At 66.3% G+C, this 20,714-nt stretch carries 19 protein-coding genes; 8 read left to right on the top strand and 11 right to left on the bottom strand.

Annotated elements, in window-relative coordinates; translation table 11 throughout:
• The first annotated feature begins 49 nt into the window (after positions 1 to 49).
• Together KW836_RS14430 and fabV are read left to right on the top strand one after the other, a co-directional pair.
• Positions 50 to 1,012, top strand: a complete 963-nt coding sequence (locus KW836_RS14430) for a DMT family transporter (protein ID WP_218343703.1) — start codon at positions 50 to 52, stop codon at positions 1,010 to 1,012.
• Positions 1,013 to 1,130: 118 nt separating this feature from the next.
• A complete protein-coding gene (gene fabV / locus KW836_RS14425) occupies positions 1,131 to 2,321 on the top strand; it encodes an enoyl-ACP reductase FabV (protein WP_218343701.1) in 1,191 nt (396 codons plus the stop codon).
• Between the two features lie 66 nt (positions 2,322 to 2,387).
• Here fabV and KW836_RS14420 read toward each other — a convergent pair whose 3' ends face one another.
• Positions 2,388 to 2,690 (bottom strand): hypothetical protein, encoded by a 303-nt coding sequence (locus KW836_RS14420; RefSeq protein WP_218343700.1) that lies wholly within the window; start codon positions 2,688 to 2,690, stop codon positions 2,388 to 2,390.
• A 57-nt stretch (positions 2,691 to 2,747) separates the two neighbouring features.
• Positions 2,748 to 3,425, bottom strand: a complete 678-nt coding sequence (locus tag KW836_RS14415) for an ABC transporter ATP-binding protein (RefSeq protein WP_105238766.1) — start codon at positions 3,423 to 3,425, stop codon at positions 2,748 to 2,750.
• Between KW836_RS14415 and KW836_RS14410 the strand changes: the two genes are divergently transcribed.
• Complete coding sequence (locus KW836_RS14410; protein WP_175136625.1) at positions 3,424 to 4,071, top strand: arylesterase; 648 nt, start codon at positions 3,424 to 3,426, stop codon at positions 4,069 to 4,071. The genes KW836_RS14415 and KW836_RS14410 overlap by 2 nt on opposite strands.
• 16 nt (positions 4,072 to 4,087) lie before the next feature.
• On the opposite strand, the gene KW836_RS14405 is transcribed toward KW836_RS14410, so the two are convergent.
• Positions 4,088 to 6,046, bottom strand: coding sequence for a SurA N-terminal domain-containing protein (locus KW836_RS14405; protein ID WP_218343698.1), 1,959 nt, complete (start codon positions 6,044 to 6,046; stop codon positions 4,088 to 4,090).
• A 353-nt stretch (positions 6,047 to 6,399) separates the two neighbouring features.
• Here KW836_RS14405 and KW836_RS14400 point away from each other — a divergent pair, with 353 nt between their 5' ends.
• The 3 genes from KW836_RS14400 to KW836_RS14390 are packed head-to-tail and all read left to right on the top strand — an operon-like array spanning position 6,400 to position 9,375.
• Positions 6,400 to 7,725 (top strand): M20/M25/M40 family metallo-hydrolase, encoded by a 1,326-nt coding sequence (locus KW836_RS14400; RefSeq protein WP_218343696.1) that lies wholly within the window; start codon positions 6,400 to 6,402, stop codon positions 7,723 to 7,725.
• Positions 7,722 to 8,471, top strand: coding sequence for a glycerophosphodiester phosphodiesterase (gene ugpQ, locus KW836_RS14395; RefSeq protein ID WP_175136628.1), 750 nt, complete (start codon positions 7,722 to 7,724; stop codon positions 8,469 to 8,471). Before KW836_RS14400 ends, ugpQ begins: the two co-directional genes overlap by 4 nt.
• A 13-nt stretch (positions 8,472 to 8,484) precedes the next feature.
• The gene (locus KW836_RS14390) at positions 8,485 to 9,375 is read left to right on the top strand and encodes a 23S rRNA (adenine(2030)-N(6))-methyltransferase RlmJ (RefSeq protein ID WP_175121701.1); all 891 of its coding nucleotides are present in this window, start codon (positions 8,485 to 8,487) and stop codon (positions 9,373 to 9,375) included.
• 207 nt (positions 9,376 to 9,582) lie between these two features.
• Here the strand turns inward: KW836_RS14390 and KW836_RS14385 are convergent, their stop codons facing one another.
• The 3 genes from KW836_RS14385 to KW836_RS14375 form a co-directional block, all read right to left on the bottom strand.
• Positions 9,583 to 11,013, bottom strand: coding sequence for a dihydrolipoyl dehydrogenase (locus tag KW836_RS14385; protein WP_218343695.1), 1,431 nt, complete (start codon positions 11,011 to 11,013; stop codon positions 9,583 to 9,585).
• Between the two features lie 275 nt (positions 11,014 to 11,288).
• Positions 11,289 to 12,017, bottom strand: a complete 729-nt coding sequence (locus tag KW836_RS14380; RefSeq protein ID WP_108005634.1) for a glutathione peroxidase — start codon at positions 12,015 to 12,017, stop codon at positions 11,289 to 11,291.
• Between the two features lie 177 nt (positions 12,018 to 12,194).
• The gene (locus tag KW836_RS14375; protein ID WP_175185363.1) at positions 12,195 to 12,395 is read right to left on the bottom strand and encodes a heavy-metal-associated domain-containing protein; all 201 of its coding nucleotides are present in this window, start codon (positions 12,393 to 12,395) and stop codon (positions 12,195 to 12,197) included.
• 151 nt (positions 12,396 to 12,546) lie between these two features.
• Here KW836_RS14375 and KW836_RS14370 point away from each other — a divergent pair, with 151 nt between their 5' ends.
• Both KW836_RS14370 and cueR read left to right on the top strand, forming a co-directional pair.
• The gene (locus KW836_RS14370) at positions 12,547 to 14,829 is read left to right on the top strand and encodes a heavy metal translocating P-type ATPase (RefSeq protein ID WP_218343694.1); all 2,283 of its coding nucleotides are present in this window, start codon (positions 12,547 to 12,549) and stop codon (positions 14,827 to 14,829) included.
• Positions 14,826 to 15,218, top strand: a complete 393-nt coding sequence (gene cueR, locus KW836_RS14365; protein ID WP_175121705.1) for a Cu(I)-responsive transcriptional regulator — start codon at positions 14,826 to 14,828, stop codon at positions 15,216 to 15,218. Before KW836_RS14370 ends, cueR begins: the two co-directional genes overlap by 4 nt.
• Positions 15,219 to 15,395: 177 nt before the next feature.
• Here the strand turns inward: cueR and rlmD are convergent, their stop codons facing one another.
• The 5 genes from rlmD to KW836_RS14340 form a co-directional block, all read right to left on the bottom strand.
• The gene (gene rlmD, locus KW836_RS14360) at positions 15,396 to 16,889 is read right to left on the bottom strand and encodes a 23S rRNA (uracil(1939)-C(5))-methyltransferase RlmD (protein ID WP_218343693.1); all 1,494 of its coding nucleotides are present in this window, start codon (positions 16,887 to 16,889) and stop codon (positions 15,396 to 15,398) included.
• 216 nt (positions 16,890 to 17,105) lie between these two features.
• The gene (locus KW836_RS14355; RefSeq protein ID WP_175121707.1) at positions 17,106 to 17,858 is read right to left on the bottom strand and encodes a TorF family putative porin; all 753 of its coding nucleotides are present in this window, start codon (positions 17,856 to 17,858) and stop codon (positions 17,106 to 17,108) included.
• A gap of 344 nt (positions 17,859 to 18,202) precedes the next feature.
• On the bottom strand, positions 18,203 to 18,871 hold the full coding sequence (locus tag KW836_RS14350) for a hypothetical protein (RefSeq protein ID WP_175185366.1): 669 nt from the start codon (positions 18,869 to 18,871) through the stop codon (positions 18,203 to 18,205).
• A gap of 195 nt (positions 18,872 to 19,066) precedes the next feature.
• Positions 19,067 to 19,846 (bottom strand): 3'-5' exonuclease, encoded by a 780-nt coding sequence (locus tag KW836_RS14345; protein WP_175121709.1) that lies wholly within the window; start codon positions 19,844 to 19,846, stop codon positions 19,067 to 19,069.
• Positions 19,843 to 20,703 (bottom strand): peptidoglycan DD-metalloendopeptidase family protein, encoded by an 861-nt coding sequence (locus tag KW836_RS14340; protein WP_218343692.1) that lies wholly within the window; start codon positions 20,701 to 20,703, stop codon positions 19,843 to 19,845. Before KW836_RS14340 ends, KW836_RS14345 begins: the two co-directional genes overlap by 4 nt.
• Positions 20,704 to 20,714: the final 11 nt, after the last annotated feature.

The following is a 20,714-nucleotide window of genomic DNA, read 5'->3' as shown; positions in this document are numbered from 1 at the left end:
ATCGCCCCAAAGGCGCCATGCCTCGTGCACGCTGAAAGGAGTACCCTCCATGTCCCCGGCCGATAACGGTCGCCCGCGCTCCGGCGCGTCCGCCGCGCGCGGCCCGATGATCGGTGTGCTGCTGCTGGTGCTGTCGATGTGGACCCTGTCGTGCCTGGACGCGAGCGGCAAGTGGGTCATGGACGCGGGCGTACCTTTGCTCGTGCTGTCGTGGTTCCGTTACGCCATCCACCTGGTGCTCGTGCTGGCGCTTGTGCTGCCCGCGCGCGGCATGGGCGTGTTGCGCAGCACCAAGCCGCGCGAGCAGCTCATCCGCGGCGGCTCGATGTTCCTGGCCACACTCATGTTCTTCACGACGCTGAGCTACATCCCCCAGGCCGAGGCCACGTCCATCAATTTCCTGGCGCCGTTGCTCGTGCTGTCGCTGGCGCCCTGGATCCTGAAGGAACCCGCGCGCATGTCACGCTTTGTCGCGGCGGGCATCGCCTTTGTCGGCGTGCTGATCGTCATCCGCCCCGGCGGCGGCTTGCATCCGGTGGGCACGATCTTCGGCCTGCTGACGGCCTGTTGCTTCACGGCCCAGTTCATCGCCACACGCCGCGTCGCCGGCGACGACCCCTTCACCTCGCTGATCTGGAGCGGTGCGGTGGGCACGATCTGCCTGACCCTTGCCCTGCCCTTCATCCTGCCGCCCGCGCTGCCTTTCCTGCAGGCCTTGTCTGCGTTCGACTGGGCCGTGCTGATCTCCACCGGCATCACGGGCTGCGTGGGCCACCTGTTCCAGATCGCCGCCTACCGCCGCGCGCCGGCGTCCACGCTGGCCCCGTTCATCTACCTGCAGATCATCAGCGCCACGTCCGTGGGCTGGCTGGTATGGGGCCATTTTCCCGACCCGCTGACCTGGCTGGGCATCGCCATCATCTGCGCCAGCGGCGTGGGGATCGGCATGATCGAATGGCGCCGGGGCCGCGCGCAAAGCGCCGCGGCGGCGCGGGCTGCCCGCGGCACGTAAGCCCGGCGTTGAACGGCGACAGATTCGAAATCGCGGGCCGGCCGCCTCCCGTACAATGCGCTTCGCCTGATGCCCATTCCCGCATCCGTCCCTGGCGTATTCCCAACAAGAGGCTCCCATGATCATCAAGCCCCGCGTGCGCGGTTTCATCTGCGTCACCACCCATCCTGCCGGCTGCGAAGCCAACGTGAAGCAACAGATCGACTACGTGAAGGCGCAAGGACCGGTGCCCGGGGGGCCCAAGCGCGTGTTGATCCTGGGCGCGTCGACGGGGTATGGGCTGGCCGCACGCATCAGCGCGGCCTTTGCCTGTGGCGCGCAGACGCTGGGCGTCTTCTTCGAACGGCCGGGCGACGCCGCCAAGCCGGGCACTCCGGGCTGGTACAACAGCGCCGCGTTCCACAAGTTTGCCGAGGCCGAAGGCCTGTACGCCAAGAGCATCAACGGCGACGCCTTTTCCGATGAGATCAAGCAAAAGACCATCGCCGCCATCAAGGCGGACCTGGGTCAGGTCGATCAGGTCATCTACAGCCTCGCGGCCCCGCGACGCACGCACCCGAAGACGGGCCAGGTCTACACCTCCACGCTCAAGCCCATCGGCAAATCCGTGACCTTGCGCGGCCTGGACACCGACAAGGAGCTCATCAAGGACGGCGTGCTGGAACCCGCCTCGCAAGATGAAATCGACGCCACCGTCGCCGTGATGGGCGGCGAAGACTGGCAGATGTGGATCGACGCGCTGCTGGAGGCCGGCGTGCTGGCGGAGGGCGCCACCACCACGGCCTTTACCTATCTGGGCGAAAAGATCACGCACGACGTCTACTGGAACGGGTCCATCGGCGCGGCCAAAAAAGACCTGGACCAGCGCGTGCTGGACATCCGGGCCAAGCTTTCGGAACACGGGGGCGACGCGCGCGTGTCGGTGCTCAAGGCAGTGGTCACGCAGGCAAGCTCGGCCATCCCGATGATGCCGCTGTACCTGTCCCTGCTCTTTAAGGTCATGAAGGAAGACGGCACGCACGAAGGCTGCATCGAGCAGGTGTATGGGCTTTATCGCGACAGCCTGTGCGGCCCGTCGCCGATCCTGGACGACGAAGGCCGGCTGCGCGCCGACTACAAGGAACTGGACCCGAAGGTGCAGGCGCGGGTGCAGGCGCTGTGGGATCAGGTCGATACGGACAGCCTCTATGCGCTGACCGATTTTGCTGGCTACAAGCGCGATTTCCTGCGGCTGTTCGGGTTTGAAATCGACGGCGTCGATTATGCGGCCGACGTCGATCCGGTCGTAGAGATCCGCAATCTGGGGTGAACGCAGGCCGGTAGCGCTGACCGCGCGTTGCTCGTGCTGTCCCGGCGCACCGGGACGGCGCCATTCCTACAGGTATTCCAGCGTCACCAAATAGCGCTTACCCGCGGCCCGGTCTTCGGAAGTGTCCGCAGGCACTTCCCGCACGGAGGTTTTGACCCGCGGCGCCGGATCCACTGCGCGGGTCCGGGATTCAGGCACGCAGACCACGCGGGGGAGTCCACCGGCGCTTGCCGGCGTCACGCGCGGCCGGCAGACCGCCGGTTCCACGATGCCCCCGACAAAGCGGATGACACCACCGCTCGCGCCGGCAACGGCGGGCGCCAGCAACGCAACAACCAAGAACGCATGGATGGATGTACGGGCAGACATGGCAACTCCTTGAGTTAGCCTACTCCCGTACATTTGCGACAGCAATGGGTATTCGTCTCAATCGTCCGTGACCATGCGGCCGGCCGCCAGCACCAATTGCCGTCCGCAGCGCGCCGCCAGTTGCGGATCGTGCGTGACCAGCACAAGCGTCGTCCCGTGCTCGCGGTGCAGGTCGAACATCAGATCGATGACCGTCACGCCGGTTGCGGCATCCAGGCTGCCGGTGGGCTCGTCGGCAAACAGCAGGTCCGGCTGCACGACAAACGCACGGGCCAGCGACACGCGCTGCTGTTCGCCGCCCGACAGCGTGCGCGGATAGTGGTGCAGGCGCGCGCCCAGCCCCACCCGTTCCAGCATGGCCTGCGCGGCCTCGCGCGCGGATTGGCCGGCCAGCTCCAGCGGCAGCATCACGTTTTCCAGCGCGGTCAGGTTGGGCAGCAACTGGAAGGACTGGAACACGAAGCCGACGTGATTGGCCCGCAGGCGCGCGCGGCCGTCTTCGTCCAGGGCGAACAGGTCCTGCCCGGCAAGGTGTACGCTGCCCACGCTGGGAACATCCAGACCGGCCAGCAGTCCCAGCAGAGTCGACTTACCCGAGCCCGAGCTGCCCGTGATGGCCACGGCGCTGCCCGCCGCGACCGTAAAATCAATTCCTTCCAGGATAGAAAGCGATCCACCGGCATCGGCCACCCGCTTGCCCAGCCCTTTCACCACGATTGAGTTATTGCTATCCATGCGCCTATTTTCCCGTCTGCTTCTTGTGACTGCCTTCGCGACCGCCGCGGCGGCGCCCGCCCACGCTCAGACCGCCGCGGCGCCCCAGGGTTCCACGCCGCGCACTGTGCTGGTGGTGGGCGATAGCCTGTCCGCCGAGTACGGCATCAAACGCGGCACGGGCTGGGTGCCCCTGCTGTCCGCGAGGATCTCAGAACAATACCCGAAGTTCCAGGTCGTCAATGCCAGCATCAGCGGCGACACGACCAGCGGCGGCGTTGCCCGCCTGCCCGCTTTGCTGCGCCAGCATGCACCGGCGGTCGTCGTGCTGGAGCTGGGCGCCAATGATGCCTTGCGCGGCCTGCCCCTGAACATGACCGAGCAAAACCTGCGGACCATGACCCAGGCGGCGCGCAAGGCCGATGCCGAGGTGCTGATTGTCGGGATGCAGATTCCGCCCAATTACGGGCGGGACTACGCCCAACGCTTTGCCGCGGTGTTTTCCAATGTGGCCAAAAACGAAAACGCCCGGCTCGTGCCCTTCCTGATGGAAGGTATCGCGACGAACCGGGCGATGTTTCAGGCTGACGGCATCCACCCTAACGAGGATGCCCAGCCTCAATTGCTGGACAACGTGTGGCCGGCGCTGCGGCCCATGTTGAACTGACTATCTGCCAGGGCGATCAGCCCGCGGCCTGGGCCTGATCGCCGCGGATGACATCCGCGGCGGCGGGCGTGACGTTCACCTCGTACTGCTGGCGCAGCATGCGGATCAAAGCCTCGTTTTCGGCTTGGCCCCATGCACCCGACAGTTGCTGCGCCAGGCGCTCCATGTCGGCCGCATCGGACTTGCCGGCTTCCACCTTTTCCAGACGCACCAGCGTGTAGTCCACGCCGGACTGCACGCCCGTGAAGGCCGGCAGCGTGGCCGACGGCAGGCGCATCACGGCGTCCAGCACCGGGCGCGACAGATCCTGGGGATTCTGGCGCGTCACACTGATGGCCGGGCCGAAGCCTTCGGGCGTCGCGGCGGGATCGGCCTTGGCGGCCGCCAGGGCCGCCTCGCCGGCCTTCTTGGCGGCTTCGGCGGAGCGCTCGTCGAGCAGCTTGGCGCGAATGACTTCGCTGACCTTGTCCAGCGGCGGGACGTGGGCCGGTTCAACGGAGGCAACGCGCACGGCCAGCATCGTGTCGGGCGCGAGTTCGATCACACCGGAATTCTGCTTTTCGCGCAGCACGTCGGGCGAGAACAGCACTTGGCGCACGCGCGGGTTGTCCAGCAGCGCGGCGTCGGGGCTGTCGGCGGCGGAGCCCGGACCGGCCTTCTCGGCGGGCAGCAGGCCTTCGCGGGTGACGCCGGAAGCGGTGCGCAGCTTCAGGCCGACGGCGTCGGCAGCCGGTTGCAGGCTGTCGCGCTGGTCGTAGACCTGCTTGTTCAGCTGGCTGGCCATCTCGGAAAAACGCTGCGCGGCGATCTGCTTGCGGACTTCTGCGGTGATCTGGTCCTTGACCTCGGCCAGCGGCTTGACGGCGCCCGGGCTGATTTCCGTGACCTTGACGATGTGCAGGCCGAACGGGCTTTCGACCACGCCGGACACCTGGTTCTGGGCCAGGCCGAAGATGGCCTTGTCCAACGGGCCGGGCTGCGCACCCGGGGCAATCCAGCCCAGGTCACCGCCCTTGGCGGCCGAGCCGGCGTCCTGCGAATTCTTGGCAGCCAGTTCGGCGAACTTGGCGGGATCGGCGGCGGCCTGCTTGGCGATGTCTTCGGCCTTGGCGCGCGCGGCCTTGCGGGCGTCTTCGCCCGACGGCAGCTCGATGAAGATGTGGCTGGCGCGGCGGCGCTCGGGCTGGCCAAAGCGGTTCTTGTTCTGTTCGTAATACGAAGCCAGGTCCTCGTCCTTGACCTGCACGCCTTGCGTGGCGGCGGCTTCGTCCAGCACCAGGTACTGCACCTGCACCTGTTCCGGCACCTGCAATTGCTGCTTGTTGGCGTCGTACCAGGCCTGGATGTCAGCCGGGTTCACGGTGACTTGCGAGCGGAAGTCCGCGGCGGAGAAGTTGCGCAGTTGCACGGTGCGGGCCTGGGTCAGCGCCGATTCCACGGCGGCGACCACTTCGGCCGGCGCGCGGGCCGATTCGCCGACGGGCTCGAGCACACGGGCGATGGCCAGGTCGCGGCGCAGGCCGGCTTCAAACGACGTCGGCGACATGCCCTGCGCGGCCAGCACCTGGCGATAGCGTTCGGGCGAGAAGCGGCCGTTATCCTGGACTTCCGGGATGGCGGCGATCGTGTTGCGCAGCGTCTCGTCGGACACCGAGAAACGGTTGTCGGCGGCCACGTTGGCGAGCAGGCGCTGGTTGATGAGCTGGTTCAGCAGGCCTTCACGCAGGGCGGGCGTATCGATCACGGCCGGATCGAACTGGGCGCCCAGGCGCTGGCGGAACTGGTCAAGCTGGTTGCGGTGCGCCTGATCAAACTCGGCGCGGGAAATCGGCTGGCCAGCCACCGTCGCCAGCTCGGGCTCCCGACTCATGAAGCTGTCATAGCCTTGAATCCCGACCAGGAAGAAGGAAGGCACGATCAAGATCAGCAGGATGAACTGCATCCAGCGCCGATGGCTGCGAATAAATTCGAACATGGAATCCCTGTTGCCGCGCTCCGGGGGTAGACGCCCGGGGCCGCACGAAAACGCATAAAAAAAGGCGAAGTCGATTCGCCTCTATTCCCATACCGGTTCAAACCGGGTTCAGCGGGCGGATTTTACCATTTCTCATTCATTGCGCGGCCATTGTCCAAGCCAACGGGCAATGCGCGGCGTCGTGGACCATCCGTCCCCACGGAGGACGAGGTCCGTCAACCCGGGAATCCCCCATTACCGCCCCCGCCCCGCGCTCGTATCGTGGACCTGGGGTTAGCCCGCAGATCGAGGGCCGCCCTGCCAGGCCGGCACAAGGCCGGTTTCCCTTCCCGCGCGCAAAAAGGTCACCCACGATGCCGTTCATGCCTTCCCGCCTCCCGTTGCTGAAGTCCTGTGTCGCTTTGATGTTTCTGAGCTGCGCCCACGCCGCGCAGGCGGCCCCGGTTGCCAATGTGCTGGAGGCGGCCAAGGGCCAGCAGCAGGCCATGCTCGATACCATGCGTGATCTGGTGAATATCGAGTCGGGCAGCAAGGATGTCGAAGGCGTTGAACGCATCGCCGAACTGATCCGCGACCGGCTCAAGGAACTGGGCGGCGCCGTCGAAATCATTGCGCCTACCGACGTATTCCGGCTGGACGACACCCCCGAGAAGGTCGGGCCGATGGTCCACGCCGAATTCAAGGGCGGCGGCAGCAAGAAGATCATGCTGATCGCCCATATGGACACGGTGTACCGCAACGGCATGTTGAAGGACCAGCCGTTCAGGATCGACGGCGACAAGGCCTATGGCCTGGGAATTGCCGACGACAAGCACGGCGTGGCGGCCATCCTGCACACGATCGCGCTCCTGAAAACACTGAAGTTTGCCGACTACGGCACGCTGACGGTGCTGATCAACGGGGACGAAGAGATCAGCTCGCCCGGCGCGCGCAGCACCATCACCCGCCTGGGCGCCGACCAGGATGCGGTCTTTTCGTTCGAGGGCGGCGGCATGGAACCGCGCCTGACGCTGGCCACCAGCGGCATCGGGGCGGCGTACCTGACCGTGCAGGGCAAGACCTCGCACGCAGGCGCCCGGCCGGAGGGCGGCGTCAATGCGCTCTACGAGTTGTCGCACCAGCTCCTGCAGCTGGACGATCTTTCCAAGCCCGACGAGGGGCTGAAGCTGAACTGGACCGTCGCCCAGGCAGGCACCAACCGCAACGTCATTCCGGGATTGGCCACCGCCCAGGGCGACGCGCGGGCACTGCGCGTGTCCGACTTCGATGCCCAGGCGCGCACGCTGGAGGAACGCATCCAGAAGAAACTGCTGCCCGAGTCCAATGTCAGCGTGAAGTTCGAGGTCCGCCGCCCGCCGCTGGAGGCGACTGCGGCGTCGCGCGCCCTGGCCCAGCACGGCGTGAAGGTCTACCAGGAGCTCGACCTGCCGCTGAAGGTGGTGGACCGGGCCAGCGGTGGCGGCACGGATGCCGCCTTTGCGGCGCTGAAGGCCCGCGGACCGGTCATCGAGGGCATGGGACTGAGCGGATTCGGCGCGCATTCGAATGACGCCGAGTACGTCCTGGTCAACAGCATCGTGCCGCGCCTGTATCTGGCCACGCGCATGATCATGGACGTGTCGCAGAACAAGGTATCCTTGCAACCTGTCCCAAAAGAACCCCAAAGCAGCACCAAATGACCGCAAACCTTCCCTCCTGGCCTTACTCCCGCCACATCGCGCACCGCGGTGGCGGCCGTCTGGCGCCGGAGAACACGCTGGCCGCCATGCGCGTCGGCGCCGAACACGGCTTCACCATGTTTGAATACGACGTGAAGCTCAGCAGCGACAACGTGCTGGTGCTGATGCACGACGACGACGTCGACCGCACCTCGAACGGCAAAGGCCCTGCCGCCGCCAAGACCTACGCCGAACTGGCGCAGCTTGATTTCGGTAGTTGGCATTCGGCGGCCTACGCCGGCGAACCGCTCCCCACCTTTGCCGCCGTCGCCCGCTACACGCTGGCCAACGGCATCGCCAGCAACGTCGAGATCAAGCCCTGCCCCGGCCGCGAAGCCGAAACCGGCCGCGCCGTCGCCCTGGCGGCCCGCGAACTGTGGCAAGGCGCCGGCACCGCGCCGCTGTTGTCCTCGTTTGCCGAAGAAGCCTTGGAAGCCGCCCGCCAGGCCGCTCCCGAATTGCCGCGCGCCCTGCTCGTGGAAAAGGTCCCCGCCGACTGGCGCGAACGCCTTGCCAAATATGAATGCGTGGCGCTGAACATCAACCAGAAGGACGCCACCCGCGAACTGATCGACGCCGTGCACGCCGCCGGCTACCGCATCGCGGCCTGGACCGTCAACGACCCCGAGCGCGCGCGCCTGCTGCTCGACTGGGGCATCGACGGCATTTTCACCGACGAGCTGGCCGCCATCCGGCCCGCCGCCTGAGGCAGAAAGCCCCGTGTTCAGCTACCGCCACGCCTTTCACGCCGGCAACCATGCCGACGTGCTCAAACACGCCATCCTGGTCCATACCCTGGACTACTTCAACAAGAAAGACGCCCCGTACTGGGTCATCGACACCCATGCGGGCGCCGGCCTCTACAGCCTGGACAGCGACTGGGCAGCCAAGACGTCCGAGTTCGCGGACGGCATCGGCCGCCTGTGGGAAGCGCAGGATCTGCCGCCGCTGCTGGCCGATTACGTTGCGCGCATCCGCGACTACAACACCAACGGCCGGCTGCGCCGCTATCCGGGCTCGCCGTGGCTGACGCTGGACGCGCTGCGCCCGTCCGACCGCCTGCGCCTGTTCGAGATGCATCCCACCGAAATCGACACGCTGGTCGGCAACCTGGAGCACCAGGGCCGCGCAGCGCAGCGCCAGACCACGATCTACGGCGACGACGGTTTCGAGGGCATCAAGGCGCTGCTGCCGCCGCCCACGCGACGCGGCATGGTGCTGATCGACCCGTCGTATGAGGACAAGCACGACTATCGGCGCACGCTCCTCACCGTGAAGGAGTGCATCAAGCGCTTTGCCACCGGCACGTATGCCATCTGGTATCCGCTGGTGCAACGCCGCGAGGCCAGCGAGATGGCGCGCCATTTCGAAAACCTGAAGGTCAAGAGCTGGCTGCACGCCACCCTGACCGTCAAGAAGGCGACCATCGATGGTTACGGCCTGCACGGCAGCGGGATGTTCCTCATCAACCCGCCCTGGACGCTGCACGACGCGCTGAAACAGGCCATGCCGTATCTGGCGCGCGAACTGGCGCAGGACGAACGCGCAGGCTTCACGCTGCAATACCGCGAGAACCCGTTCCCAGTGCCGAAGAAGCAATCGGACGACTGACGCCCTGCCCCGCGCCGGGGCAATGCGGCCGCGCCGACGACAAAGGGCCGCGCCTTCATGGCGCGGCCCTTTTTTTGCGATCGCGATCCTATGAGGTCCGCGACCCTTTTACGTCAGCGACCCTTTGCGACCGCGGCCCGCTTACGTCTGCGACCCGCTTACGTCTGCGACCCGCTCACGTCTGCGACTCGCTCACGTCTGCGGCGCTCAGACCGTTTCCACGTCGGCCTGTCGCATCGCTTCCTGCGCCAGCGCCAGCTTCGACGCGGCATCGCGCAGCGCGGTGCGCAAGCCTTCCTCGATCACCGGGTGGTAGAACGGCATTTCCAGCATGCGCGCCACCGTGAGCTCCTGCTGCACGGCCCACGCCAGCAGATGGCCGATGTGCTCCGCGCTGGGTCCGATCATCTCGGCGCCCAGGAAGCGGCCCGTTTTAATATCGGCGTAAACATGCAGCATGCCGCGGTTCTTCAGCATGACGCGCGAACGGCCCTGGTCGCTGAAATCCACTGCACCGGTAACGAACGTGCCCGGCACCAGCTTGGCGTGTCCTGCGCCGACCAGCGCAATCTGCGGATCCGAAAAGACCACGCCCAGCGGCGCACGGCGCAATCCCTCGCGCACTTCCGGGAAGCGCGCCGCGTTCTCGCCCGCAATGCGGCCTTCGTCGGCGGCCTCGTGCAACAGCGGCGCGTCGGCGTTGGCGTCGCCGGCAATGAAGATCGGCGAGCTGCCCGCCTGCATCGTCAGCCGGTCAAACTGCGGCACGCCTTGCGCGTTGAGCGCCAACGACGTGTTTTCCAGACCAAGACCATCGACGTTGGGACGGCGGCCCGTGGCGACCAACGCGTAGTCGAAGCGCTCGGTGCGCTCGCTGTTGTCCAGCGCCACGTAACGCACTTCCACCTCGTCGCCGACGCGGCTGGTTTCCAGGACGCGGGCATCGGTGTCCAGATAGAACTCGCGCTGAAAGATCTTGCGGGCGGTTTGCCGCACCTGCGGATCGCTGATGCCGCCCAGGCTGCCACTCATGCCGAACACGCGCACTTCCACGCCCAGCCGGGCGAGCGCCTGGCCAAGCTCCAGCCCGATCACGCCGGGCCCGAAAACCGCCACACGGTTAGGCAGGTCGTCCCACGCAAACACGTCATCGTTCACAACGAGGCGATCGCCCAGCGCGCGGAAAGGCGGCGGCACGGACGGCCGCGAGCCGGTGGCGATCACGACACGCGAGGCCTGGATTTCGGTGTGGTCATCCACACGCAGCACGGTGTCGGACACGAATTTCGCGTAGCCGCGCACCTTGTCTTCGGCCGGAATGTTTTCCACGCCGTCGACAACGAAGCCCACAAAGCGGTCGCGCTCGCGCTTGACGCGGTCCATGACCTCGGCGCCGTCGACCGTGATCTCTCCGCCGACATGCACGCCGAACGCATCGGTGTGCGCCGCCGCGTGCGCCGCCTCGGCGGCCGCGATCAGCAGCTTGGACGGCATGCAGCCGACGCGGGCGCAGGTCGTGCCGTAAGGACCGCCTTCGATAAGCAGCGCGCGCTTGCCCGCCGCCTTGGCGGCTCGGTAAGCAGCCAGGCCTGCGGTGCCGGCGCCGATGACAGCAATGTCGGTATGCAGCGTCTTCATGATTGGGAGTCCCCCGTAGTCGCGTAATGATCAGAATGTGAAGGCAAATTCCACCTTGTTGCGTGCCCTCGAGGCAAACGCCGTCCTGCGTCCTGATTGCGGACGCACGGCGCCCGCACAAGGGCGCAAAAGAAGGGAAACTTGCGGGAGTAGCGCGGCGGCTACGTTGCCGGCCCCTTGCGCCGGAGCGCGCGGCGGCCAGTGCGGAATCAACCGCCGCGCGTCCGGGCGACCGGGCGGGGGCCATGCCCCTGCCCGGCCGTCTCGCCGGTCTATCAGGCGAAGTGCGCCTTCAGGTCTTCCAGGCCGCCGATCAGGGCGCCGTTGATGAACACCTGCGGGGCCGTGCCCTTGCCGGACACTGCGCCGATCACGCGGCCGCGGACCTTGTTTTCCAGCGGGATCTCGATCGGGGCGTAGCCCTTGCTGTCCAGCAGCGCCTTGGCTTCGACGCAGAACGGGCAGCCCGGCTTCGAGAACACCACGACCTGGTCAGGCTTCTTGGCGGACGGCGCGAAGTGAGCCAGCATGGTGTCGGCGTCCGACACTTCAAACGGATCGCCTTCCTTTTCCGGCTCGATGAACATCTTTTCGACGACACCGTCCTTGACCAGCATGGAATAGCGCCAGCTGCGCTTGCCGAAGCCCAGGTCGCTCTTGTCGACGAGCATGCCCATGCCTTCGGTGAAGGCGCCGTTGCCGTCGGGCAGCAGCGTGATGTTGGCCGATTCCTGGTCCTTGGCCCATTCGTTCATGACGAAGGTGTCGTTGACCGACACGCAGACGATGCTATCGACGCCGGCGGCGAAGAACGCGGGAGCCAGTTCGTTGTAGCGCGGCAGGTGGGTGGACGAGCAGGTCGGCGTGAAAGCGCCGGGAAGCGAGAAGACCACGACCGTCTTGTTCTTGAACAGGTCGTCGGTCGTGACCTTCTTCCACGTGTTGTCCTCACGAACGGGGAACGTCACATTCGGAACACGTTGGCCTTCGCGGTTTTGCAGCATTCGATTCTCTCCTTGGTTTGATAACTTAAGTGGCGAGTTTCTGGCCCGCCATGAAAAGAATCATAAATCTCGACTATCAATTAATCCAATTTAATTAACTTAATTGATCGATAGCTTTTGGCGATTACAAAATATTTTGCGAAAGACCGAAGCTATCACAAAGCCGCGTTCGCGTCCTCAGACGCGGGCCGGCTCGTAACCCGCGTCGCGGATGGCGGCTTCTACCTTGTCGGCCTGGTCGGTGCCGGTGATGGTGACGCGATGCGTGGGCAGATCCACGGCGACCACGGCGCCCGGGACAGCCTCGTTGACGGCGCCGGTGATGGTCTTGACGCAATGGCCGCAGGTCATGTCGGGCACTTGGAAAGCGATGCTCATGGTTTTCTCCAAAAGTTGACGGCGGCGCTTGAGCCACCATGTCGGGCAGGTTAAACATTCCCATCATGTCAAGGTCAAGCGTAGAATGGCGCTTGACCTTCCCACGATGGGAAGGATGAAACTGGGCGCTCCCATCCAGATCGAGATAGTCATGCACGCAGCACGCTCGTCCTCATTTTCCGAATTGGAACTCGCCATCGAAGGCATGACCTGCGCATCATGCGTCAAGCGCGTGGAAAAAGCGCTGGCGAATGTTCCCGGCGTTGCGCAGGCGCAAGTGAACCTTGCAACCGAGCGCGCGCGGGTCTCATTCGACCCCACTGCTGCCGAGCCGCAGGCGCTCGTCGCCGCCGTCGGCAAGATGGGCTATGAGGCGCGCCCGATCGTCGCCCAGGATGACCATGCCGAGCGGCAGTCCGAAGCCCGCGACGCCGAGGCGCACCGCCTGCAACGTGCATTCATCGCCGCGCTGGTCCTGACGCTGCCGGTGTTTGCGCTGGAGATGGGATCGCACCTGATTCCCGCCATGCACCATTGGGTGATGGAAACGATTGGCCGGCAAAACAGCTGGCTGCTGCAGTTTGTACTGACCACCGCCGTGCTGGTCTGGCCGGGCCGGCAGTTCTTCACCAAGGGGCTTGTGGCGCTGTGGCGCCGCGCGCCCGAAATGAATTCGCTGGTGGCGCTGGGCGCGGGCGCGGCCTGGGGCTATTCGGTTGTCGCCACGTTTGCGCCGGGCTTGCTGCCGGACGCGGCGCGCAACGTCTATTTTGAAGCTGCCGCCGTCATCGTCACGCTGATCCTGCTGGGCCGCATGCTGGAAGCCCGGGCCAAGGGCAAGACGGGCGCGGCCATCAAGCGGCTGATCGGGCTACAGCCGCGCACCGCGCGCGTACTGCGCGACGGCCAGGCGCAGGACATCGAGATCGAACGCGTGCGCACGGGTGACATCGTGATGGTGCGGCCGGGCGAGAAGATTCCGCTAGACGGCGACATCATCGAAGGCAGCTCGTACGTCGACGAATCCATGCTGACGGGCGAGCCCGTGCCCGTGGAAAAGCAGCCGGGCATGCAGGCCACCGGCGGAACGCTGAACACGTCCGGCAGCTTCACGTTGCGCGTCACGCACACGGGCGCGGACACCATGCTGGCCCGGATCATCCGCATGGTCGAAGCGGCCCAGGGCGCGCGGCTGCCGATCCAGGCGATGGTGGACCAGGTGACCGCATGGTTTGTGCCGGCGGTCATGGCGGCCGCCCTGCTCACTTTCCTGACGTGGTTCTTCATGGGCCCCGAACCGGCGCTATCCCATGCGCTGGTCAACGCGGTGGCCGTGCTGATCATCGCCTGCCCGTGCGCCATGGGGCTGGCCACGCCCACGTCCATCATGGTGGGCACCGGGCGCGCCGCCGAAATGGGCGTGCTGTTCCGGCAGGGCGATGCGTTGCAGACGCTGCGCGACGTCAACGTCGTGGCCTTCGACAAGACGGGCACCCTGACGTTGGGCAAGCCCACACTCACCGAACTGGAGCCCTCGCCGGGCCAGGATCCGCAGCAGGTCCTGCAGTGGGTGGCGTCAGTGCAGGCGCGCTCCGAGCATCCCATCGCGCTGGCCATCGTGGCCGCGGCTGCCGAACGCAAGATTGAACTGCTTCCCGCCGAAAACTTTGCCGCCATTACCGGCGCCGGCGTCGAGGCCACGGTGGCGGGCCGCAAAGTGCTGGCGGGCGCAGCGCGTCTGATGGCCGAACGTGGCGTCGACGTCAGCGCATTCGGCGCACGCGCCGCCGACTGGGGCAACGAAGGCAAGACGCCAATCTACGTCGCCATCGACGGCCAGGCGGCCGCCATGATCGCCGTGACGGACCCGGTCAAGCCGTCGGCCGTCTCCGCCATCGCCGCGCTGCACGCGCAAGGCCTGAAGACCGCCATGATCACGGGCGACAACCGCCACACCGCGCAGGCGGTCGCGCGCCAGTTGGGCATCGATGAAGTGCGCGCCGAGGTGCTGCCGGACGGCAAGGTCGAGGCTATCGCGACGCTGCGCGAAGGCGGCCGCAAGGTGGCGTTCGTGGGCGACGGCATCAACGATGCGCCCGCATTGGCCGCAGCCGACACCGGCATCGCAATCGGCACCGGCACGGACGTGGCGATCGAGGCAGCGTCCGTCGTGCTGATGGCCGACGACCTGCACGGCGTGCCCAACGCCATCGCGCTCAGCCGCGCCACGCTGGCCAACATCCGCCAAAACCTGTTCTGGGCGTTCGCCTACAACGCGGCGCTGATTCCCCTGGCGGCGGGCGCGCTGTATCCGGCCTTCGGTCTGTCGCTGTCGCCGATCTTTGCGGCGGGCGCGATGGCGCTGTCCAGCGTCTTCGTGCTGGGCAATGCGCTGCGCCTGAAGGCATTTCGCCCCCACGGGAGGCAAGCATGAACATCGGACAAGCCGCCAAGCAATCCGGCATCTCGGCCAAGATGATCCGCTATTACGAAAGCATCGGCCTGATCAGCCCCGCCGTGCGCACCGATTCCGGCTACCGCGTGTACAGCGATCATGACGTGCACACGCTGCGCTTCGTGCGCCGAGCGCGCGATCTGGGGTTTTCGGTGGAGCAGATGAACGAGCTGCTGGCGCTCTGGCAGGACCGCAGCCGAGCCAGCGCAGACGTCAAGCGCATTGCGCTTGAGCATGTTGAGGAGCTGGAGCGCAAGGCGGAGGCGCTGCGCGAGATGGCCGCCACGCTCAAGCATCTGGCGCAGCATTGCCATGGCGACGAGCGGCCCGACTGCCCCATTCTGGAAAATCTGGGCTGCTCGCACTGACGACACGCGGCGGAAGTTTTCCAGCCGCGGGATAATGCCCGGCGCGGGAGACGCCCGCCGCGGGGTACGCCCGCCGCGGGGTACGCCCGCCGCGGGGTACGCCCACCGTGGGGTACGCCCACCGTGGGGTACGCCCGCCGCGGGTTCGCCCACCGCGGGTTCGCCCGCCGCTGCTTTTTACTGGTCCGCCTGCGCCTCGGCGGCGACACGGGCCTCGTAAGCTTCGGTGGCAGCCTGCTTGGCTGCCGCCTTTTCAGCCGCTGCGGCCAGCTTGGCTTCCTCGGCGGCCGCCGCATCGGCCGCTGCCTGGATCGCGCGCTGACGAGCGCGTTCCTTTGCCTCCAGCACCCCCTCGGCATCCAGCGTTTCGAATACGGCGATGGATTCCACATGGCCCGTGTGCGGGAACATGTTGATCACGCCGGCGCTCTTGAGCACGTAGCCGCCTTCGTGGACCAGGATGGATGCGTCGCGCGCCAAGGTGCCGGGATTACAGGACACATAGACGATGCGGCGCGGCCGCTCTTCGTACGTGAGATCGGACAGCGCCTGCGACACGGCGTGGGCGCCTTCGCGCGGCGGATCGATCAGCATGCGGTCGAAGTAGCCCAGGCTGCGCAGCCAGGTCGCGTCGACTTCAAAGAGGTTCAGCGTGGCAAAGCTGGTGCGGTCGCCCAGGCCGTGGCGCGACGCCGCATCGAAGGCGCGGTCGGTCAGCGCCTTGCTGCCTTCCACGCCCACGGCCTCGCGGCCCTGCGTGGCCAGCGGCAACGTGAAGTTGCCCAAGCCACAGAACAGATCGGCCACGCGGTCGGTGGGCTGCACGTCCAGCAGTTTGAGCGCGCGGGACACCATTGCGCGGTTGATGGCGTGGTTGACCTGCGTGAAGTCGGTGGGCCGGTACGGCATGCGCAGGCCAAACTCCGGCATGGTGTAGGACAGCGCATCGTTATGCTCGCGCTCCAGCGCGTGCACCGTTTCCGGACCCTTGGACTGCAGCCACCATTGCACGTTGTGCTTGGCCGCGAAGGCGCGCAGGATGGCGATGTCGCCGTCGGTCAGCGGCAGCAGATGGCGCAGCACCAGCGCCGTCACGCCTTCGCCGAGCGCCACCTCGATCTGGGGCATGCGGTCAGGGGCGGACATGGACGCGATCATTTCGCGCAGCGGGATCAACAGATCGCTGACGTGGCGCGGCAACACATGGCATTCGCGCATGTCGGCCACAAAGCTGCTCTTGCGTTCGTGAAAGCCCACGAGCACCCCGCCCTTCTTGGGCACCACGCGCACCGACAGGCGCGCGCGATAACGGTAGCCCCAGGTCGGCCCCTGCAGCGGCGGCAGGATCAGCGCCGGGCGCAGCTTGCCGACATGCCAGAACGTGTCTTCGAGCGCGCGCTGCTTGATCGCCACCTGCGTGGTGGGCTCCAGATGCTGCATGGCACAGCCGCCACAGACGCCGAAATGCGGGCAGCGGGGTTCCACGCGTTGCGAGGAGGGACGCAGCACCTCGTCGACACGGGCGGTTTCATAGGAAGGCTTGCGGCGCAACGTGACCGCGGTGACCCGTTCGCCCGGCAAGGCGCCTTCCACGAAAATGACTTTCCCGTCGCGGCGGGCGATCCCCCTGGCTTCCAGGTCCAGGGATTCGATACTCAAAACGTCAGACATCTCACGCAGTCCAGAATTGCACGCAACCCGTGATTGTAGAAGGACTTCGCGATTTACCGGAAATCGGGTTTGATGGGGCCGGAGCGGCCCGCACCACGCCGCGTGGTGCTGCGCCCCGCGCGGGTAAAAAAGGGGCTGTTCCGGCCCGCCGCCGGGCAAGGCGGCGTGCCGGAACAGCCCCAAAAGGCCGGCGCCGTTCAGGCGCCGCCACGGATATCAGAACGAGCGCGCCACCGAGAAGACGGCGCCGATACGGCCCGACGGGTGACCGTACTTGGTGGGCAGCCAGTTGTCCTTGGTGGCGCCGACGGCCGCCAGACCGAGGATCCAGCCCTTCAGGTCCTTGGTCACGCCCACCTTGTAGTCGACGTAATGGCCGATCGAGTCGCCGTCCATGTTGGTCTGGTTCTTGAGCTTCTGGTAGCCCAGATGGCCCAGCAGTCCCCAGCCGTCGCCCAGGTCGAATGTGGCCGTGCCGTCCAGGTACCAGGTGCCCTTGCTGTCCGGCGTGCTGAAAAAGTCGCTGGGCGTGTACGAATACTTGAGGCTGTAGTTGCCGTAGGACGCGCCCAGGTAGAGGTCCGTGTTGTTGTAGTTCCCGCCCTTGGGGGAACTGGAGCCGGGATAGTAGTAATGCAGCACGCCCGCATCCAGCGTGAAGCCGCCGCCCACGTCACCCTTCCAGCCGCCGTAGAAATCCATTTCCAGGTTGCCGTCGGTGAACACGAAGCTGGAGACGTTGGAGTTCCAGTTGCCCAGGTAGAAGCCCGAACTGTGGTTCAGGTCAAAGCCCAACTGAACGGCGGGACGGAAGTCGGTCTGCGAATAGCCGCGGAAGCGGTAATCGCTGACTATGGTCGCGTTACCGCTGAGCGAAAAGCCGCCACCCAGATCGGTGGGTTCGGCTTGCGCCACACCTGCAAAACAAGCGGCAAGCGCGAGGGGCAAGGCTAGCAACGTCTTATTCATGGTGCGAAGGTCCTGATCGGATAGTCGAAAGAGCGGACGGCGCGCGGCGCATCCGGCTGGCCGGCTTGTGCAGGTAAAGCCGGCTCAAATCCCTTCAAGCAATGTCCGTGCCAGGTTTCAGCGCCAGCGTACGGCCTGCCGCAGTGTCCTTCGGGCGCTGGCAATGCACCATCCTGGTGCCCTCTTATGGGGCGCGGCCAAGGCCCATGCGTCAAAACGGGGAAATCCGGCCTGGCCCCGCCTGGAAAACAAACACCCCGGCACGCGGGAAGCGTGTCGGGGTGCTGTTCAAGCGGAGCGTTGCTCCGCTTTGCGGCCAGTGTGATGGCCTAGGACTTGCCGGCTCAGTTGGCCTGGGGCGCGGCAGGCGGCGGGGGCGGCGGGACGTCGCCGGCAGCCGGCGGAGGCGGCGGCATGCCGGGACGACCGTCGGCGCCGCGCATGCCGGGGCGACCCTTGCCGTCCGCGCGGGCTTCCATCTTGGCGTGGCGCTCGGCCATGCGGGCTTCGCGCTCCTTGACGATCTTGGTCACCTGGCCGCGTTGCGTGTCGTTCAGGCTATCCCAGACGGCCAGCCATTGGTCGCGCACCTGCTTGGCTTGCGGGCCGAACGCGTCGCGGCGCTTTTCCGACTGCTCGATGAGCGCGCGGGGATCCAGCTTGCCGCTGTCCAGCTGCGACTTGAGCAGGTCATGGCGCGTACCGCGGTCGGCGCGCATCGCTTCGTGCAGGCTGCGCTGCCCTTCCTGGGCGGTCTTGAACAGGGCCTCCTGTTTGGCGTCGAGCTTCAGCTCGGCGACCTGGGCCTTGGAGACGGGGCCCAGACCGGGGATCAGCAGGCCGTCGCGCATGCCCTTGTGGAAACCACCGCCGCGATGGCCTTCGTGCATGGCGGCCGGACCGCCCTCGGCGGGAGGAGGCGGCGCAGCCATTGCGGAGCCAGCCGCGAAACCGCTCGACGCGGCGACGATAGCAAGGACGGCCAGATTGGAGCGGATAGCGAATCGGGACATGGATGTCTCCTGAAAGTGAAGAAAGCGAGGCCATTGTGCGATCCGCCTGGTTTCATCCAGGTTTCGTTTACGGCCGTCTTGTTTCAGTCGATTGCTTGCCCGCCAGACGCGAGAACGGGGCCATGCAGGCCCCGTCGGTATCCCCTGACCCGTGCGCATTGGCAAGGATTCAGACTGGCTGGCCGCCCGCGCGGATCAGCCCGCGTCCCAGGCCGCCATGTATTCCTTCCAGTGCGGCGCATCGCTGGCCGAGAGCGTGTCGCGCACCAGCGCGATTTCGGTCTCGTAGGCGGTGCGGTCGAGTTCACCGCGCAGGAAGCGGAAGCGGCAATACACCAGCCACGTATTGACCACGTCGGTTTCACAGTACGCGCGCACTTCGTCGGCGCGGCCCGTGCTCCAGGCCTCCCAGACCTTGCTGCCGTCCATGCCGAGCTTGCCGGGAAAGCCGCACAGCTTGGCAAGTTCGTCGAGCGGCGCGTTGGCGCGGCCGTTGTACTTGGCCAGCACGTCCATCAGATCGATGTGACGGTTGTGATAGCGCGAAATGTAGTTGTTGAACTTGAAATCGCGGTCTTCTTCGCCCATGTCCCAGTAGCGCGGCGCGGGCACACCCTGGATCAGGCTGCGGTAATGCAGGACGGGCAGGTCAAAGCCCGAGCCGTTCCAGCTGACGAGCTTGGGCGTATAGCGTTCGATGGTCTTGAAGAAGCCCGCGAGCAAGGCCGCTTCGGGATCGTCCGGCTGGCCCAGCGTCTTGACGCGAAAGCCCTGGTCGTCACGGAATACGCACCCTACCACCGCGACCTTGTGCAGATGCAGCGGCAGGAAGTCGTGGCCCACGGCCTCACGCCGCGCGGTCAGCGCGCGCTCGACCACTTCGTGGTCCGGCACGTCGGCGCCCCAGCCGTTGAGCTTGCGCAGCCCGTCGGCGTCAGGGATGGTCTCGAGGTCGAATACCAGGGTGGGCGTCATTTGGGCGGCAGGTATTGCATCGGATCCACCGGCGTACCCTGGCGGCGGATTTCAAAGTGCAGACGCGGCGACGTCGTGTCGCTCTGACCGAGTTCAGCGATCTTGGCCCCGCGCTTGACCGTCTGGCCGGTCTTCACGAGCAGCGCACGGTTGTGCGCGTAGGCCGTGATGAAGCCGTTCTGGTGCTCGACGATGATGAGGTTGCCCAGGCCGCGCACGCCATTGCCGCTGTACTTGACCAGGCCATCCGCCGCGGCGGTGATCGGGTCGCCCAGCGCGCCGGCGATGTCGATGCCCTTGCTGCTGGCATTGAACGCTTGCACGATCTGGCCGTTGGCCGGCCAGGCCCAGTTGATGACGCCCGCATCGGCCGCACGCGTGGCTGGCTTGGTGTCCACCGGCGCCGGAGGCGGCGTGGGCGTGGCATCAGGTGCGGGCGTGGTGGCCGCGGGAGTCTCGGGTTGGTCAAGCGGACGCGGTTGCGGCCGGTTGCTGGCAATCGGCGCGGTCTGCGCGCCGCCGCCGGTGGCGCCGCCGGACATGCGCAGCACCTGCCCCACCGAGATCTGGTTGGGGTCGCTGATGTTGTTCCAGCGCTTGATGTTTTCGATGTCGACGTTGTTGGCGCGGGCGATCTTGTAGAGCGTGTCGCCCGGCTTGACCACATAGCTGCCGGACGTGGCCGTCGGCGCGGGTTGCCCGCCGGTCATGTCGACCACCGGGGCACGAGTACCTTTGGATGCGCAGCCGGCCAGGATGGCGAGGCTGAGAACCCCCACTGCGAAGAGCGGGCGGCGAAGACGCGTCATGGACGCGCCCAAATTCATATCGGTCAGTTGCAACTGCCCGTTGAGCATACGTTTCTCCT

This window comes from Achromobacter sp. ACM05, assembly GCF_019218915.1.
GTDB lineage: Bacteria > Pseudomonadota > Gammaproteobacteria > Burkholderiales > Burkholderiaceae_B > Achromobacter > Achromobacter animicus.
Note: the sequence above shows the minus strand (reverse complement) of the source record. Positions and strands in the feature narration are given on the sequence as shown.

Coding starts and splice junctions, on each gene's coding strand:
- KW836_RS14355 (WP_175121707.1), bottom strand. CDS start 17,858: ATGAATAAGACGTTGCTAGCCTTGCCCCTCGCGCTTGCCGCTTGTTTT.
- KW836_RS14430 (WP_218343703.1), top strand. CDS start 50: ATGTCCCCGGCCGATAACGGTCGCCCGCGCTCCGGCGCGTCCGCCGCG.
- KW836_RS14340 (WP_218343692.1), bottom strand. CDS start 20,703: ATGCTCAACGGGCAGTTGCAACTGACCGATATGAATTTGGGCGCGTCC.
- KW836_RS14415 (WP_105238766.1), bottom strand. CDS start 3,425: ATGGATAGCAATAACTCAATCGTGGTGAAAGGGCTGGGCAAGCGGGTG.
- ugpQ (WP_175136628.1), top strand. CDS start 7,722: ATGACCGCAAACCTTCCCTCCTGGCCTTACTCCCGCCACATCGCGCAC.
- KW836_RS14370 (WP_218343694.1), top strand. CDS start 12,547: ATGCACGCAGCACGCTCGTCCTCATTTTCCGAATTGGAACTCGCCATC.
- KW836_RS14405 (WP_218343698.1), bottom strand. CDS start 6,046: ATGTTCGAATTTATTCGCAGCCATCGGCGCTGGATGCAGTTCATCCTG.
- rlmD (WP_218343693.1), bottom strand. CDS start 16,889: ATGTCTGACGTTTTGAGTATCGAATCCCTGGACCTGGAAGCCAGGGGG.
- KW836_RS14410 (WP_175136625.1), top strand. CDS start 3,424: ATGCGCCTATTTTCCCGTCTGCTTCTTGTGACTGCCTTCGCGACCGCC.
- KW836_RS14345 (WP_175121709.1), bottom strand. CDS start 19,846: ATGACGCCCACCCTGGTATTCGACCTCGAGACCATCCCTGACGCCGAC.
- KW836_RS14400 (WP_218343696.1), top strand. CDS start 6,400: ATGCCGTTCATGCCTTCCCGCCTCCCGTTGCTGAAGTCCTGTGTCGCT.
- KW836_RS14380 (WP_108005634.1), bottom strand. CDS start 12,017: ATGCTGCAAAACCGCGAAGGCCAACGTGTTCCGAATGTGACGTTCCCC.
- KW836_RS14385 (WP_218343695.1), bottom strand. CDS start 11,013: ATGAAGACGCTGCATACCGACATTGCTGTCATCGGCGCCGGCACCGCA.
- KW836_RS14350 (WP_175185366.1), bottom strand. CDS start 18,871: ATGTCCCGATTCGCTATCCGCTCCAATCTGGCCGTCCTTGCTATCGTC.
- cueR (WP_175121705.1), top strand. CDS start 14,826: ATGAACATCGGACAAGCCGCCAAGCAATCCGGCATCTCGGCCAAGATG.
- fabV (WP_218343701.1), top strand. CDS start 1,131: ATGATCATCAAGCCCCGCGTGCGCGGTTTCATCTGCGTCACCACCCAT.
- KW836_RS14420 (WP_218343700.1), bottom strand. CDS start 2,690: ATGTCTGCCCGTACATCCATCCATGCGTTCTTGGTTGTTGCGTTGCTG.
- KW836_RS14375 (WP_175185363.1), bottom strand. CDS start 12,395: ATGAGCATCGCTTTCCAAGTGCCCGACATGACCTGCGGCCATTGCGTC.